The 13916-nt window shown below is 66.3% G+C and carries 12 protein-coding genes; 8 read left to right on the forward strand and 4 right to left on the reverse strand.

The window, feature by feature from the left end; genetic code table 11:
* Positions 1 to 67: 67 nt before the first annotated feature.
* Complete coding sequence (locus tag JIM94_RS06040) at positions 68 to 544, reverse strand: RDD family protein (protein WP_200253026.1); 477 nt, start codon at positions 542 to 544, stop codon at positions 68 to 70.
* Between the two features lie 228 nt (positions 545 to 772).
* On the opposite strand from JIM94_RS06040, the gene glnA reads away from it, so the two are divergent.
* The 6 genes from glnA (at position 773) to JIM94_RS06070 (ending at position 7164) form a co-directional block, all read left to right on the forward strand.
* Complete coding sequence (glnA, locus tag JIM94_RS06045) at positions 773 to 2209, forward strand: type I glutamate--ammonia ligase (RefSeq protein WP_200253028.1); 1437 nt, start codon at positions 773 to 775, stop codon at positions 2207 to 2209.
* A gap of 251 nt (positions 2210 to 2460) precedes the next feature.
* Positions 2461 to 3270: a PP2C family serine/threonine-protein phosphatase gene (locus JIM94_RS06050; RefSeq protein WP_200253030.1), complete on the forward strand. Its 810-nt coding sequence runs from the start codon at positions 2461 to 2463 to the stop codon at positions 3268 to 3270.
* Between the two features lie 400 nt (positions 3271 to 3670).
* Positions 3671 to 4270, forward strand: coding sequence for a hypothetical protein (locus JIM94_RS06055; protein WP_200253032.1), 600 nt, complete (start codon positions 3671 to 3673; stop codon positions 4268 to 4270).
* Between the two features lie 90 nt (positions 4271 to 4360).
* Positions 4361 to 5296 (forward strand): uridine-preferring nucleoside hydrolase UriH, encoded by a 936-nt coding sequence (uriH, locus tag JIM94_RS06060; protein ID WP_200253034.1) that lies wholly within the window; start codon positions 4361 to 4363, stop codon positions 5294 to 5296.
* An 81-nt stretch (positions 5297 to 5377) separates the two neighbouring features.
* Entirely contained in the window at positions 5378 to 6691 is a 1314-nt protein-coding gene (locus JIM94_RS06065; protein WP_200253037.1) for an MFS transporter, read from the forward strand.
* A gap of 53 nt (positions 6692 to 6744) precedes the next feature.
* Complete coding sequence (locus JIM94_RS06070) at positions 6745 to 7164, forward strand: organic hydroperoxide resistance protein (protein WP_200253039.1); 420 nt, start codon at positions 6745 to 6747, stop codon at positions 7162 to 7164.
* Between the two features lie 671 nt (positions 7165 to 7835).
* Here the strand turns inward: JIM94_RS06070 and JIM94_RS06075 are convergent.
* Positions 7836 to 8501, reverse strand: coding sequence for an anaerobic ribonucleoside-triphosphate reductase activating protein (locus JIM94_RS06075; protein ID WP_200253041.1), 666 nt, complete (start codon positions 8499 to 8501; stop codon positions 7836 to 7838).
* A complete protein-coding gene (locus JIM94_RS06080) occupies positions 8498 to 10273 on the reverse strand; it encodes a ribonucleoside triphosphate reductase (RefSeq protein WP_200253206.1) in 1776 nt (591 codons plus the stop codon). The genes JIM94_RS06075 and JIM94_RS06080 overlap by 4 nt, the downstream gene beginning before the upstream one ends.
* A gap of 547 nt (positions 10274 to 10820) precedes the next feature.
* Here JIM94_RS06080 and JIM94_RS06085 point away from each other — a divergent pair.
* Complete coding sequence (locus JIM94_RS06085) at positions 10821 to 10973, forward strand: hypothetical protein (protein ID WP_200253043.1); 153 nt, start codon at positions 10821 to 10823, stop codon at positions 10971 to 10973.
* A 798-nt stretch (positions 10974 to 11771) separates the two neighbouring features.
* On the opposite strand, the gene JIM94_RS06090 is transcribed toward JIM94_RS06085, so the two are convergent.
* Complete coding sequence (locus JIM94_RS06090; RefSeq protein WP_200253045.1) at positions 11772 to 12446, reverse strand: biliverdin-producing heme oxygenase; 675 nt, start codon at positions 12444 to 12446, stop codon at positions 11772 to 11774.
* A gap of 448 nt (positions 12447 to 12894) precedes the next feature.
* Here JIM94_RS06090 and JIM94_RS06095 point away from each other — a divergent pair, with 448 nt between their 5' ends.
* Positions 12895 to 13689, forward strand: a complete 795-nt coding sequence (locus JIM94_RS06095; protein WP_200253047.1) for a CPBP family intramembrane glutamic endopeptidase — start codon at positions 12895 to 12897, stop codon at positions 13687 to 13689.
* Positions 13690 to 13916: the final 227 nt, after the last annotated feature.

Raw genomic sequence — 13916 nt, forward strand, 5'->3', positions numbered from 1 at the left:
CGCCTCCCCCGGTAACGGGGGAGGCGGGAACACGCCCCTCTGTCGTCGCTGTTCTCCGTTTTCCCCGTCAGCCGAGAATCACCGCTGTTCCGGTCACCCGGTCGTGGAGCCCGCGACCGTCGGAATCGACGAGCACCGGCGGGAAGATGAACACGGTGAGAACCGCCCGGACCAGGGCCCTGACGAATCCGACACGCTGGTCGGGGCGGTCGATGCGGGCCACCCCCATCTTCATCATCGCCTGCCCCGGGGTACGGGCGAACAGGGTCACCGAAATGACGCTGATGATGAAGAACATCAGCAACTCGACGGTGGCGAACCCCCCGAGCTCATCCGTCATCGAGGTGACGATCACGGTGGTGAGCATGGCCACGATCCAGTCGAGGGCGATTCCGCCGACCCGGCGCATGACGCTGGCCAGTGCACCGTAGCCCTCCTCGGGCAGGCCGAGGCGCTCACCGGGCCATTTCGCCGGTGAAAGCGGGTCTTCGTTCTCTGCGGGAATCTGCGGTCCATCGAGCCAACTGTGTTTGTCGCGTGCCATGCCCCTAACTTAGCGCCCGCACGGTGCACCTGCGCACAGGGTGTGGGTTATGGTCGCGCGACAGATACTGGGTACAGTGGGGGCATATGTGAGCAGCTTCCGGCAGTGACTGCCGTTCAACCTGTCGTCCAGAACCACGACAGCCACCCCGGTTTCCGTTCATGTCAGAGATCATCCGAGACGATCACGCACCCGGTACCCTGAACCGGCCCGCTATTAGGAGTCACCGTGGCATTTGAAACCACAGAAGACGTCACCAAGTTCATCGCCGACGAGAACATCGAGTTCGTCGACATCCGATTCACCGATGTTCCCGGAATCGAGCAGCACTTCACCATTCCGGCCTCGATGTTCGATGAAGACGCGGTCGAGGAGGGCCTCGCCTTCGACGGTTCCTCGGTCCGTGGATTCACCACCATCGATGAATCCGACATGAACCTCCTCCCGGATCTCGCGACCGCCGTGGTCGATCCGTTCCGCAAGGCCAAGACGCTGAACATGAAGTTCTTCGTCCATGACCCCTTCACCCGTGAGCCGTTCTCCCGCGATCCGCGTAACGTCGCACGCAAGGCCGAGGAGTACCTCACCTCCACCGGCATCGCCGACACCTGCTTCTTCGGCGCCGAGGCCGAGTTCTACATCTTCGACAAGGTGTCCTACGCCACCGACACGAACTCGGGCTTCTACCACCTCGATTCCGTCGAGGGCTGGTGGAACCGCGGTGAAGAGGAGAATCTCGACGGCACCCCGAACCTCGGGTACAAGACCCGCATGAAGGGCGGCTACTTCCCCGTCGCCCCCTACGACCACGCCCAGGACCTCCGCGACGACATGTGCCGGAACCTCGCGAAGTGCGGGTTCTCCCTGGAGCGCGCACACCACGAGGTCGGCACCGGTGGACAGCAGGAGATCAACTACAAGTTCAACACCCTCCTGCACGCAGCGGATGATCTCCAGAGCTTCAAGTACATCATCAAGAACACCGCGTTCCAGCAGGGCAAGTCCGTGACGTTCATGCCGAAGCCCCTGGCCGGCGACAACGGTTCCGGCATGCACGCCCACCAGTCCCTGTGGAAGGACGGCAAGCCGCTGTTCCACGATGAGTCCGGGTACGCCGGCCTCTCCGACATGGCCCGCTACTACATCGGCGGCATCCTGCACCACGCCGGTGCCGTTCTCGCGTTCACCAACCCGACGCTGAACTCCTACCACCGTCTGGTCCCGGGCTTCGAGGCTCCCATCAACCTCGTCTACTCACAGCGCAACCGGTCCGCCGCCGTGCGCATCCCGATCACCGGCTCGAACCCGAAGGCCAAGCGCATCGAGTTCCGCGCACCGGACCCGTCCGGCAACCCCTACCTCGGATTCGCGGCGATGATGCTCGCCGGCCTCGACGGCATCAAGAACCGCATCGAACCGCACGCACCCGTCGACAAGGACCTCTACGAGCTGCCCCCGGAGGAGGCCGCCAGCATCCCGCAGGCACCGACCTCCCTCGAGGCCTCCCTGAAGGAGCTGGAGCGCGACCACGACTTCCTCACCGAGGGCGACGTGTTCACCGATGATCTCATCGACACGTACATCAAGTTCAAGTACGACAACGAGATCACCCCGGTCCGCCTGCGCCCCACCCCGCAGGAATTCGAGATGTACTACGACTGCTAGACCACACAACCCCTGGACATAGCGTTTTCGCTGGTCCAGGGGTTGACCATGTAGTTCGCATCCCCCCACTTCTCACCGGAATGATACGGGGCGAAATGCGGGCCAGAGCGCTGTGCTCTGGCCCGCCTTCTGCCTCTGGTCCCGGCCTCGCACGAGACGCGGTGTGTGGCTCCCGTGGGGTCCGGACTCGGACAGTACGGGTGAACACCGACTGTCCTCGACGGAGTCCGGACACCGGTAGCCTGGCGGGCATGGTGACCTACACGCACTCGTGGAAGCCACGGAACCAGGATGCCGTCATCGCCACCAGCCGGATGATCACGGCGATCGACGGCTGCTCCCCCATCTCGTCGGCGGACGGGTCCGCCGAACGGGTCTCCGATTTCGCCGCGACCTTCGCGGAGAACCTCGCCGCCGCGGTGTCGGATCCGGACGATGTGCGAGGAGAGATCGCGACGGCCCTGCGGACCACGCAGAACCGGTGCGGCGACCACGGGGTGACCGCCACGCTGGCACTCGCCGTCTGGGACGCGGAGAACCTCGCGGTGGCGGTCATCGGCGACAGCCCGGTCGTCATCGAGCTGGCCGGGGAGCACACCGCGGTGATCATCACCGACCCCGCCTATGACGGCCACGAGGACGCGGCTCTCACCCGGGTCAGGGAGGCTCTGGACCAAGGCCTGCCGGCTTCCCGGGCGTACACATCGGCGCGACCGCTCCTGGCCGCTGACAGGGCGGCCAGGAACACCCGCGGGGGGCGGTGGATCATCTCGGACTTCACCCCCGCGGAAGACATCGCCGCGCGGATCACGGTGCGCACGTTCCCGACTGGATCGGTGTCGCGGGTCTCCGCGTGCACCGACGGCATGAGCCGGATCGTCGAACTACTCGGGGCGCTCACCTACCCGGAGCTCTTCGACCGGGTGCAGGCCGGCGCCGGGGACGAACTGGTCTCGATCATCGATGAACTGGAAGATGACGACCCGGAAGGGGCGAGGTTGCCCCGATTCTCCAGACGCGACGACATGAGCGCCGCGATCGGTGTGCCGGGCACGACCTAGTTGGTGATCGGGTCGGGGATATGCCCACCGATGTCACCGATCTCCACCCTGCCGTCGTTCCCCAGATCGTCGAAGATATCCATCCCGGAAGGCCCACCGCGATCATCAACCAGCCGACCGCGAGCCGACCCTGGGCAGCCATGACAACGGCATCTCCCGGACTCACGTGGCATACCTCGCGGACGAACGGATCCCCGGTCCCCGGCGGACGCCCGGGGCCGCCGGATATCACCGACTCATCATCCACGAATTCGGAGAACGGGCCCGGGCACCGGTCAGCTTCATTCGAAGTGCCGGAGCCCGACATCACCCTCCCCTAACCTACGGTGCCGTATCCTGGGGGTGTGCCCGGCACGGGCGCACCGACCCACACACCCCAGGTTCAAGGATTGATGACGACATGAACACCCACGAAGCGCATGTCACCCAGCGGATTTCCGGGGAAGAATGCGCCACCCGCGGCATCGACTTCGACTTCACCACCGAGACCCGCGACCGGGCCGCCGCACTGAGGGACGCCACAGCGGCGGCGGCCGCCGCCCGGGGTGTCGAACCGTCGGAGCTGGCGCTCAGGATCTTCGACGAGACTCCCCTCGACGACTCGGGTTCGGTGGTGGTCCGTGTCTACCGTGATCCCGAGGACGACCACCTGGACCTGCGGAACCTCATGGTTCCACGTCTCACCCGGGCACTCGGCGACCGGGGACTCGTCGCCGCACTGCGTGAGGTCAGCGGAGCCGGTGACGGGGAACTCATCGTCACGATGGCACTTCCCGATGACCGGCTGTCGGACTGCCTCGCACAGATCGCCGACGGCGCAGCGGTCGTTTTCGCCATGCTCGACAACGGGCGTGTGCGGTGGCGCGTGTTCACGGACGAACCCGGCGCGCCCACCGTGGAATCCCTCGATCTGACTCCGGCGCATCCTCTCGGTGAGTTGGTCCGGGTCACGGCCCGGGCCGAGGACGGGCGGGGGCTGCTGGCGGTTTCCGGGCGCTGACCCGTCTCCCCCACGTACCATCGGGGATCAGGAGGCGGGGTGATGGCACACCCCACCGATGCTGAGCTGCGACAGACAGGGTGGAACACCATGGCACGAAAAATCATCCTCGACTGCGATCCCGGACACGATGACGCGGTTGCACTGGTACTCGCGGTCGGTGACCCGGGCATAGATCTCGTCGGTGTGACCACCGTCGGAGGTAACCAGACACTGGACAAGGTGACGCGCAACGCTCTCGCCGTTCTCCAGGTCGCCGGTCGACCCGAGATCCCGGTGTACGCGGGTTGTGCTCGACCGCTGGTGCGGGAGGGTGCGGTCGCGGCTCACGTCCACGGCGAATCCGGTCTGGACGGGGTCGAGCTGCCCGAGATCACGGGGGAGGTCGCGGACGGGCACGCCGTCGACTTCATCATCGACACGGTCATGTCCTCGGATCCCGGCACGATCACCCTCGTCCCGATCGGCCCCCTGACGAACATCGCGATGGCGGTCCGCAAGGAACCGCGGATCGTCGGACGTGTCCGTGAGGTGGTGCTCATGGGTGGTGGCTACAGGACGGGCAACTGCACGGCGGTCGCCGAATTCAACGTGCACACCGATCCGGAGGCCGCACACATCGTGTTCAACGAGGACTGGCCGGTGACGATGGTGGGGCTCGACCTCACCCATCAGGCGCTCGCGACGTCTGAGATCGAGGAGGAACTCCGGGCACTCGACAGTGACACCGGGCGTTTCCTGCTGGGGCTCTTCGGTTTCTTCCGCCGGGCGTACCGGGACAATCAGGGATTCGATGACCCACCGGTGCACGACCCCTGTGCGGTCGCGTATCTCATCGACCCCGAGGTGATGACGACCCGGACGGTTCCCGTCGATGTGGAGTTGAACGGATCGTTGACCGCCGGAATGACCGTCGCGGATTTCCGGGAGCCCGTTCCGGAGGGATGCAGAACGAAGGTCGCCGTGGACCTGGACCACAGGAGGTTCTGGGATCTCGTGATCGCCGCGGTCGCCGCCGTCGATTAGCAGTTCCGTGTCCCCCTGAAGCTCCCCCTGCACACCCCATCCGGAACCGGTGCGGGGTCTCCTCGCTCTATTGTCTTCCCTATGGCCGGAAGCGGAGACGAGACGACACGTGTGACCCGCCGGGCTCTGCTGGTCTGGCTGGCTGCGGTCGCCGTCTACATCACCGCGACCACGGGAAGGACGTCCTTCGGAGTCGCGGGTGTCGCGGCACTGGATCATTTCCAGATCGACGCCTCCAGGGTGGCGGTGTTCACGGCCGTGCAGGTCGGGGTCTACTCATTGATGCAGATTCCGATGGGGCTCGCCGTCGACCGGTTCGGGCCACGCAGGATGCTCGTGATCGGGGCCGTCATCATGGCCGTCGGGCAGATCATCCTCGGATTGACCGACAGCTACGCCATCGCCGTCTCCGCGCGGGTCCTGATCGGTGCCGGTGACGCCACGGCATTCCTCTCGGTGCTGCGGATGCTGCCGAACTGGTTCCCGTTGCGTCGGGCACCGGTGATGATGCAGCTGACCTCGGCACTGGGCCAGTTGGGGCAGGTCCTGTCGGCGGTTCCCTTCGCGGCGATCCTCTATTCACGCGGTTGGGTCACGGCGTTCGTCTCCCTGGGCGCGACCGGTCTGATCGTGGCGGTGGCGGCTACCCTCGTCATCCGTGATGCACCGGACTCCGTCCGTGGGACATCACCCGGTCCACCCGTCCGACTCGCGACGGCGCTACGTTGTGTGCTCACCCACCCGGCCTGCTGGCAGGGCTTTTTCACGCACTTCACCTGCATCTTTCCGCAGATCGTTTTCACGCTCATCTGGGGTGTTCCCCTGATGTCCCTGGGACTCGGTCTGGATCAGGCCCAGATCAGTACCGCGCTGGTGGCCAACATGGTGGTCATCATGCTCGCCAGTCCCCTGGCGGGGTTGGTGTCCGGGAGGGCGGGGCGGAGCCGGGATCTCCTCGTGGTAATCTCCGCGGCGATCCTCGCCGGTATCTGGGTGTGGTTCCTCCTCCCCTCCGAGCCACGCACCTACATCGCGTTGATGGTGGTGAATCTGATCATGGCGATGGTCAGCCCGGCGGGGAACTTCGCCTTCGACACGGTGCGCGAGCACCTCGACCGCAGGGTGCTGGCGGCGGGCACCGGACTGGCGAACATGGGCGGATTCACCGGCGGGATGATCGCGACACAGGGCATCGGGGTCCTGCTCGACGTCGCACACACGGGTGGTGGCCCGGACTACGTGTGGTCGGACTTCCGGCTGGCGGGCTGGGCGGCTCTCGCCGTGTGGACCGCGGGAATCATGGGATTCCTCCTCAGCCGTCGGGCACTCCGGAAACGTCGCGGGGACCACCACCAACCGGTTCTCCGCACCGACTCCGCTGCCGGAAAACCGTGATTCCTCTACGGTGGTCGGTACCTACCGTCGACCAACCAACAAGGAGATCTCCCATGGAGAACATCTACACCGCAGAAGCACTCGCTACCGGAGGCGGCCGCGACGGACACGTCCGTACGACCGACGGCCTGGTTGACACGGACCTCGCGCTGCCGAAGGCGATGGGTGGCGCGGAGAACGCCCCGAACCCGGAGCTCTTCTTCGCCGCCGGCTACGCCGCCTGTTTCCACGGCGCCCTCCAGCTCGTCGCGAAGAACGAGGGGGCGTCCATCGACGGTTCCTCCGTCGGTTCCCGGGTGAGCCTGGGAAAGGATGATGAGGGATTCGCACTCGCCGTCGAGATCGAGGTCCACATCCCGGACATGGATCTCGGGGCCGCCCAGAAGCTCGCCGACACCGCGCACACGGTCTGCCCGTACTCCCGCGCGACGCGAGGCAACATCGAGGTCACCGTCACCGCCGTCGAGGACTAGCCCCCCCCCTGCACCCGTCGCACCCCGGTGTCGCGGGTGCGACGGGTGGTTCAGGACGGATATTCGTGTCAACGGCCCCGTCGACCACCACGGATCGACCGACCGGATCACCGTTCTCGTGGTGGTCTTCGTCGGCACCACCGTCGCCACCGCGGCGACCGTCTGGGATGTCGTGTCCGGGTGGACGGGGCCGGCTCGACGCCGACGGCCCCCTACGGTACGCCCGGGCGTTGGAGGTTTCCCGGAGCACCCACCCGGTCCCGCCCACTGTGGCGACCGTCGCCGCCACGGTGACCGTGGGAACGCTGATCTACGACACGACCCGTGTCCACGGTGACGCGCGGATCCTGTTGTCCCTGTTCGGGTCGCTGACGGTGTTCGCGACGTGGGTGTCCGTCCGTCTGCTGTTCATGCTGCGGTACGCCGCCCGGACTACGCGGTGCAACCGACGGAGACACGGCCGACCGGCGAATCGACTTCACCCAGCCGGAGGCACCGCAGTACACCGATTTCACGTACACCGCCTTCACCTCCGGTGATGCCCTACGCGGCATCGGACACCTCATCCACCGCCCCGGAGATCCGGCGAACCGCACTCATCCACGCCCTCTGTTCCTTCTACTTCGGCACGGCGATCACCGCGACGACGGTGAACCTCGTTCCGGGATCGGTCACGCCGGGACGCGGTAGACACCGTCGGCATCGACGTTCCGGGCCTGCTGCACGACCAGATCGAACCCGTGGGCCGCGACCAGCTCCCTCAGTTCACCGAGGTTCCGGTCCACCACCCCACCCGGCCAGACGGTGGTGCGTACCTGCACCTCCATTCCGGTACGGGCCGCCGTCTCAGCGACCAGACCGAGCGCCGCGGCGGACCGTTCCGCCACGGCCGGGGTGCAACCGACGGCGGACGGCAGATCCGCCGGGAGCGCCTTGACGTCCAGGCCGATCCAGTCCGGTCGGGTCCGGTCATCGCCCAGGAGCGCCGCGAGTCGGGCCGGTGCGTATCCGCAGGTGTGCAACCCGACCGGAAACCCACGGCGGTGTGTCTCCCGGATCGCCGCGGGAAGTGACCGGTGCACGGTGGGTTCTCCGCCGCTGATGACCAACCCGTCGAGCAGGCCGCGGCGACGCTCCATCAACGCCAGCGCCTCCGCGAAATCACGGGAGCCGGTGCCCACGTCCTGCAGAGACGGGTTGTGGCAGTAGACGCACCGCCACGGACATCCCTGCGTGAACACCGTCGCGGTGAGACGGCCCGGCCAGTCCGTCGCCGAGAACGGGATGATCCCCGCGACCGGTAACCCGAGCCCCTCGCCCTCCGACCCCTCGGTCACAGCGCCGGTTCCGCGAAGTACGTCCGCTCGCGGAACTCCCCCTTCTTCCCGGTGTTGAAGCTCGACACCGGGCGGAAGTACCCCATGACGCGGGTCCACATCTCGGTCGTCTCCCCGCAGTGCCCGCACGTCGGGTGTTCTCCGGAGAGGTAGCCGTCGTTCGGGCAGATGGAGAAGGTCGGGGTGATGGTGATGTACGGCAGCCGGAACGTCTCCAGCGCCCGTCGCACCAGGGTGGAGCAGACGTCCCCGGAGCTCATCTCGGCTCCCATGTAGAGGTGCAGGACTGTACCTCCGGTGTACTTGACCTGCAGGTCCTCCTGCTGGGAGAGCGCGGCGAACGGGTCCGGTGTGTGATCGACCGGCAGTTGGGAGGAGTTGGTGTAGTACGGCTCGGCCGCTGTTCCGGCGTGGATGATGCCGTCGCCGAACCGGCGGATGTCCTCCCTGGCGAACCGGTGGGTGGCCCCCTCCGCGGGCGTGGCCTCGAGATTGTAGAGGTGACCGGTCGTCTCCTGCGCCTTCACCAGAAGAGAGTTGATGTGATCCAGGAGGCGCGCGACCTGCGCGTGTCCCTGGGGATCGGTGATGTCGTAGGCGTCACCGGTGAAGTTCCGGATCATCTCGTTGCACCCGTTGACCCCGATGGTGGAGAAGTGGTTGTCCAGGCTCGGCAGCCACCGCCGGGTGTGGGGGTACAGTCCGGCGTCGATGAGCTCCGCGATCGTCGCGCGGCGCCGCTCGAGCGTGTCGACGCCCAGATCGACCAGGCGTTCCACCTCGGCGATAAGTGATTCCTCGTCTCCCGCGAACCGGTGTCCGAGGCGTGCGCAGTTGAGGGTGACCACGCCGATGGACCCCGTCTGCTCGGCGGAACCGAACAGTCCGTTGCCCCGGGCGAGGAGTTCCCGGAGATCCAGTTGGAGCCGGCAGCACATCGACCGGATCTGGCCGGGGTCGAGCTCGGAGTTGATGAAGTTCTGGAAGTAGGGCAGGCCGTACCGTGCGGTCATGTCGAACAGCCGGCGGGCGTTGTCGCTGCCCCAGTCGAAGTCACGGGTGATGTTGTAGGTCGGGATCGGGAACGTGAACACCCGGTCGTCGGCGTCACCCTCCGCCATCACCTCGATGAAGGCGCGGTTGATCATGTCCATCTCCGCACCGAGTTCGCCGTAGGTGAAGTCCATGACCTCGCCGCCGATGAACGGGTGATCCTCGGCGAGATCCCCGGGGCAGGTCCAGTCGAAGGTGAGGTTGGTGAACGGGGTCTGCATCCCCCACCGGCTCGGCACGTTGAGATTGAACACGAACTCCTGCAGGAGTTGCTTCAGCTGCGGGTGATCGAGACCGTCGATACGCACGAACGGTGCCATGTAGGTGTCGAAGGAGCTGAACGCCTGCGCACCCGCCCACTCGTTCTGGAGCGTGCCGAGGAAGTTGACGATCTGTCCGCAGGCCGAGGAGAAGTGCTTCGGTGGCGCGGAACTGACCGATCCCGGCACTCCCCCGAACCCCTGTTCCAGGAGTTGCCGGAGCGACCATCCCGCGCAGTAGCCGGCGAGCATGTCGAGATCGTGGATGTGTAGGTCACCGTCGCGGTGCGCCGCCGCGGCGTCGGGGCTGAACACCTCGCTCAGCCAGTAGTTCGCCACCACTTTCCCGGTGGCGTTCAGCATCAGGCCGCCCAGGGAGTAGTCCTGGTTGGCATTGGCGTTGACCCGCCAGTCAGCGCGGGAGAGGTACTCGGTGACGGTGCTGACGGGATCGACCATGTCGGCGGCGTGACTCACGTGGGGAGGGAGAATTGTGCTCATGCCCGTCACTCTAAGCAGTTAATGACACTGGTGTCATTATTCGAACGCCATTGTGAGAAACACGATATGCACACCCGGAATGCGTCACAGGCACAATATGTGGGGTGCCGGATCGCCAGCCCGCCCTCGACGGATCTCCGATTGCCCAGCACGCGAGAACGGCGGCCGACCCCACCCCTTGTGGCTGCGCGACACCCGACCGGACCGACACCGACGAGGCCAACCACCACCCCGGAAGAAGCCGACCGACCGGCGGCCGGCCCGACGGGGATCAACGTCCGAGCCGTTTCCGCCGTCACCGGCGATGGCAGGAACGCTCGATCCGGGCGAGGACCGCGATCTCCGCACCCGTCACGGGTGCGCCACCGCCGACCGCCGGGCACGTCGTTCCGCAACAGACCCCCGACGCGTGTCCCCGACAGGAGCTGCGGGACGAACGTCGGTGATCGTGAATGCGGTGAGTGCGCTCGGGACGGATCGGTTCATCAGCGACAGTGGGGCAGAGATGAACACACCGCTTCAGCGGCTGTTTGTGGATCGTTACCGCAGTCCCCTGCCCCTCCTCTCGCCGGGGCACCTCACCGCCAACGCGGACCGGACGGTCCGGGCCGGGTTCTTCGCCGCGGCGGTGCGGCCGGTGACCGCCGTCCCCGTCTGACTGAAACGCCGTGGAGAAGGAACCCGACCCCGGGGTCCGGGGCCGGAGACCGGGTTTGGCGCCCGCACTTCCGCCGGGCGCGGCGGTCGACGGCACGCCGGGTGATCGCCCGGACCTCCACCGGAGGGTGTGCGACGCACGACCGCAGGCGACGGAGTTGATGTGGGGAGCACGCCGAGGGCCGCCTGGGTCCGGAAACCGGTCGAGGTACCGTGTGGCGGCACTACCGGCACACCCCGTCCCACGGGCGGTGGGGCGGTTGATCCCGTTCCTCGCACGGGGTGCGTGCGGGTGAGGTTCCCGGTGGACGGCCGTGTGGGGCGGGCACGGTGGCGGGGCGATCCATGCGCCCGCCTGCCGGCGGCGCACCGTTGAGAAACGGGGCCGCCGACAGGGACCGGGTCAGTCAACACGGGGCTGGCGCGTTGACCGGTCGGTTATGCGGCGGGTGAGCGTCGCGGAGGTTCTCCGGGGCCGTGGTGCGGCTGACGCGGCCTAATACGCGTCGGTGCACGTGAACGGGATGAAGGGTGGCATCGTGCCGCCGAGCTGCACGTTCCACACCTTCCGGTGCTTCCGTGCGATGGAATCGCCGGGGCCGGCGTTCCCGTTTCCGCCGTGTCGGAGCGGTTGGGGCATGCAACCGCTTCATCGGCTCCGGATGTCTGGTCGCCGTCCGGCGATTCCGGTACCACTGAGGCCACCGCGGGGCTGGCGCGGAAGCGGCGTGGATCCGGGGCCGGCGACGGGCCGGGGTCATGCAGGGTGAGAAGGAGTGAACTACCTGTTCAGACCTGTTTACCGGGTGGTGCGCCCGAGGTCGGCGAAGAGGTTGAAGTTGAAGAGGAACGCCTCGCACGCCTCATCGAGCAGACGCTGACGGTCACTGCCTTCGAGCGGCAGGGCGTCGAGGGCTGCACGGTAGTTGTCCTTGTACGGCTTGACCTTCGGGATCTCGGTGAAACGGTAGAAGGACAGGACCTCCGGGCCGAGACCGTAGTGGCGCTGCATCATGCGGGCGATGACCTGACCTCCGGAGAGATCACCGAGGTAACGGACGTAGTGGTGGGCGATCAGACCGGGGGCGTCGGCGTTCGCGGCGATCTCGTTCAGCCGGGCCACGTACATCGCGGTGGACGGCAGCGGCTCAACGTTTCCGCGCCAGTCGGTGTTGCCGTGGAGCGCATCGAGATCGGCCTCGATGGAGGGGACACGTTCCAGGGACGGATCCACGATGGCGGCGGCGATGGGATCGTCGGCCACGACGCGGGCGGCGTTCTCGAGTGCCTGGTAGAACAACCAGGACTGTTCCTGGAGGGCGATGAAGTCGGCGACCGTGAGGCTGCCGCCCATGAGATCCTGGGTGAACGTGGAGTACTCGGCGGACTCGTGGGCGTCCGCGGTGGATGCCTTGAGCTCCTTGGAGAGCGGGAGGGAATCTGCGCCGTTTCGCGGCTGGACTGCTGTCGTCATGTCTTCTTCTGCCTTCATGTGTGCGGAGCGGCTTCCCGCTCCGGTGTGTTCATCTGTGTTCTTAAACGGTTCACGTGCACCGTGCCGTGTCTCCGTCCTGCGATGACTCAACCGTAACTAAGGTGACCCTGACTTATCTATAGTCCGAATTGTTGATGTCCTATCGAACCTCCTACCTCTGCGGGTCCGATACCTCGGGATACGGGATCCGACAGAGGTCCTCCACCTTTCCACCGGGTTCGGGCCATCCGGCCGTCAGCGACCGTGGCGCCGCGGATGCCGCGTCCGGTCATCCGGCCGGGGTCCGGAATTTCGGCGGGGAACTGTGCGGCACCTGTGAGTTCACGACGAATGCCCCGGTCAGGGCTCTACGGATGTGTCCACCGTCCACCTGCCGGATTAGCATCTTCTGCGGTACCACCCCGGTACCGTCCGAGAGAAAGGAACGATGTTGCGCCACACTCACTGGCAGCGCCGCTGGGCGGGCCCTCTGGCTGTTCTCATCGCGGTCACGGGACTTGCGGGTCTCTGGGTGTCCGCCCTTCTGGTCGGCGACAAACAGTCGACGACCCCGACCGCGGTGACCATCTACGTGCTCCCCCTCATCACCACGGGGCTGCTGTACGTGATCCTGGGGAGGGTATCCACCCTCCGGGACACCAGGTTCAGTTTCACGAACATCCGGCGCGGCGGTTATCTCCTGCTGGCCGGAACGATCATCAGTTCCGTGTTCTTTCTCGCCCCGCCGCCCGGGGGACTCACGTCGCCGTCTGCGGCATCTGTCCTGTTCTTCGTCGCCGGGGCCCTGCTGACCGGTATCTGGGAGGAGCTCCTGTGCCGGGGCCTGATCCAGAACGTCCTGGTCGAGGCGTACGGAACCGACCGGCGACGCACCTGGTGGTCGATCGTCGCGGCATCGGCCATTTTCGCGGTGATGCATTTCGTCCATCTCGTCACGTCCCCGCACCTCGTGCTGACGGTGACGACACAGGTCCTGTACGCATTCTCGATCGGCCTTCTGCTGGGCGTCATCTACCACCTGACCCGGGATCTGGTCACGGTGATCATCCTGCACGCGACGTTCAACATGCTGGGTGGCATCGGTGATCTGTTCACACCCCCCACGACAGGTCCCACCCCGGACATGCCCGTGGCCGCCGTCCTGATCCTACTCGCCGTACTGATGCCCGCCATCTGGGTCGCGCGTCGCATGTACCAGCGACGGTCCCGGACCTCCGCGTAGTCTCGCCGGTACGGAATACGCCCCGTTTCCCGGAGGACGGAGATGCACCGGGCCCGAACGATCCATGTCCCGTCACCTGACCGGGGAGTGTCCTGTTCGCCGGTGAACGGGGACACGCGGCACACCGAAAGGTGAGCCTCGACCGATTTGACGCGGAACTGCTGCACCGCCTCAACCCCGATTCCCCGTCGTCCGGACAGGACCGGAGGCGGTCGACGGTTCCCCGC

Source organism: Corynebacterium pygosceleis (assembly GCF_016595275.2).
In the GTDB taxonomy this organism is placed as follows: domain Bacteria; phylum Actinomycetota; class Actinomycetes; order Mycobacteriales; family Mycobacteriaceae; genus Corynebacterium; species Corynebacterium pygosceleis.

Coding starts and splice junctions, on each gene's coding strand:
- JIM94_RS06040 (WP_200253026.1), bottom strand. CDS start 544: ATGGCACGCGACAAACACAGTTGGCTCGATGGACCGCAGATTCCCGCA.
- JIM94_RS06050 (WP_200253030.1), top strand. CDS start 2,461: ATGGTGACCTACACGCACTCGTGGAAGCCACGGAACCAGGATGCCGTC.
- JIM94_RS06080 (WP_200253206.1), bottom strand. CDS start 10,273: ATGGTCGATCCCGTCAGCACCGTCACCGAGTACCTCTCCCGCGCTGAC.
- JIM94_RS06090 (WP_200253045.1), bottom strand. CDS start 12,446: ATGACGACAGCAGTCCAGCCGCGAAACGGCGCAGATTCCCTCCCGCTC.
- JIM94_RS06085 (WP_200253043.1), top strand. CDS start 10,821: ATGAACACACCGCTTCAGCGGCTGTTTGTGGATCGTTACCGCAGTCCC.
- JIM94_RS06065 (WP_200253037.1), top strand. CDS start 5,378: ATGGCCGGAAGCGGAGACGAGACGACACGTGTGACCCGCCGGGCTCTG.
- uriH (WP_200253034.1), top strand. CDS start 4,361: ATGGCACGAAAAATCATCCTCGACTGCGATCCCGGACACGATGACGCG.
- JIM94_RS06095 (WP_200253047.1), top strand. CDS start 12,895: ATGTTGCGCCACACTCACTGGCAGCGCCGCTGGGCGGGCCCTCTGGCT.
- JIM94_RS06070 (WP_200253039.1), top strand. CDS start 6,745: ATGGAGAACATCTACACCGCAGAAGCACTCGCTACCGGAGGCGGCCGC.
- JIM94_RS06055 (WP_200253032.1), top strand. CDS start 3,671: ATGAACACCCACGAAGCGCATGTCACCCAGCGGATTTCCGGGGAAGAA.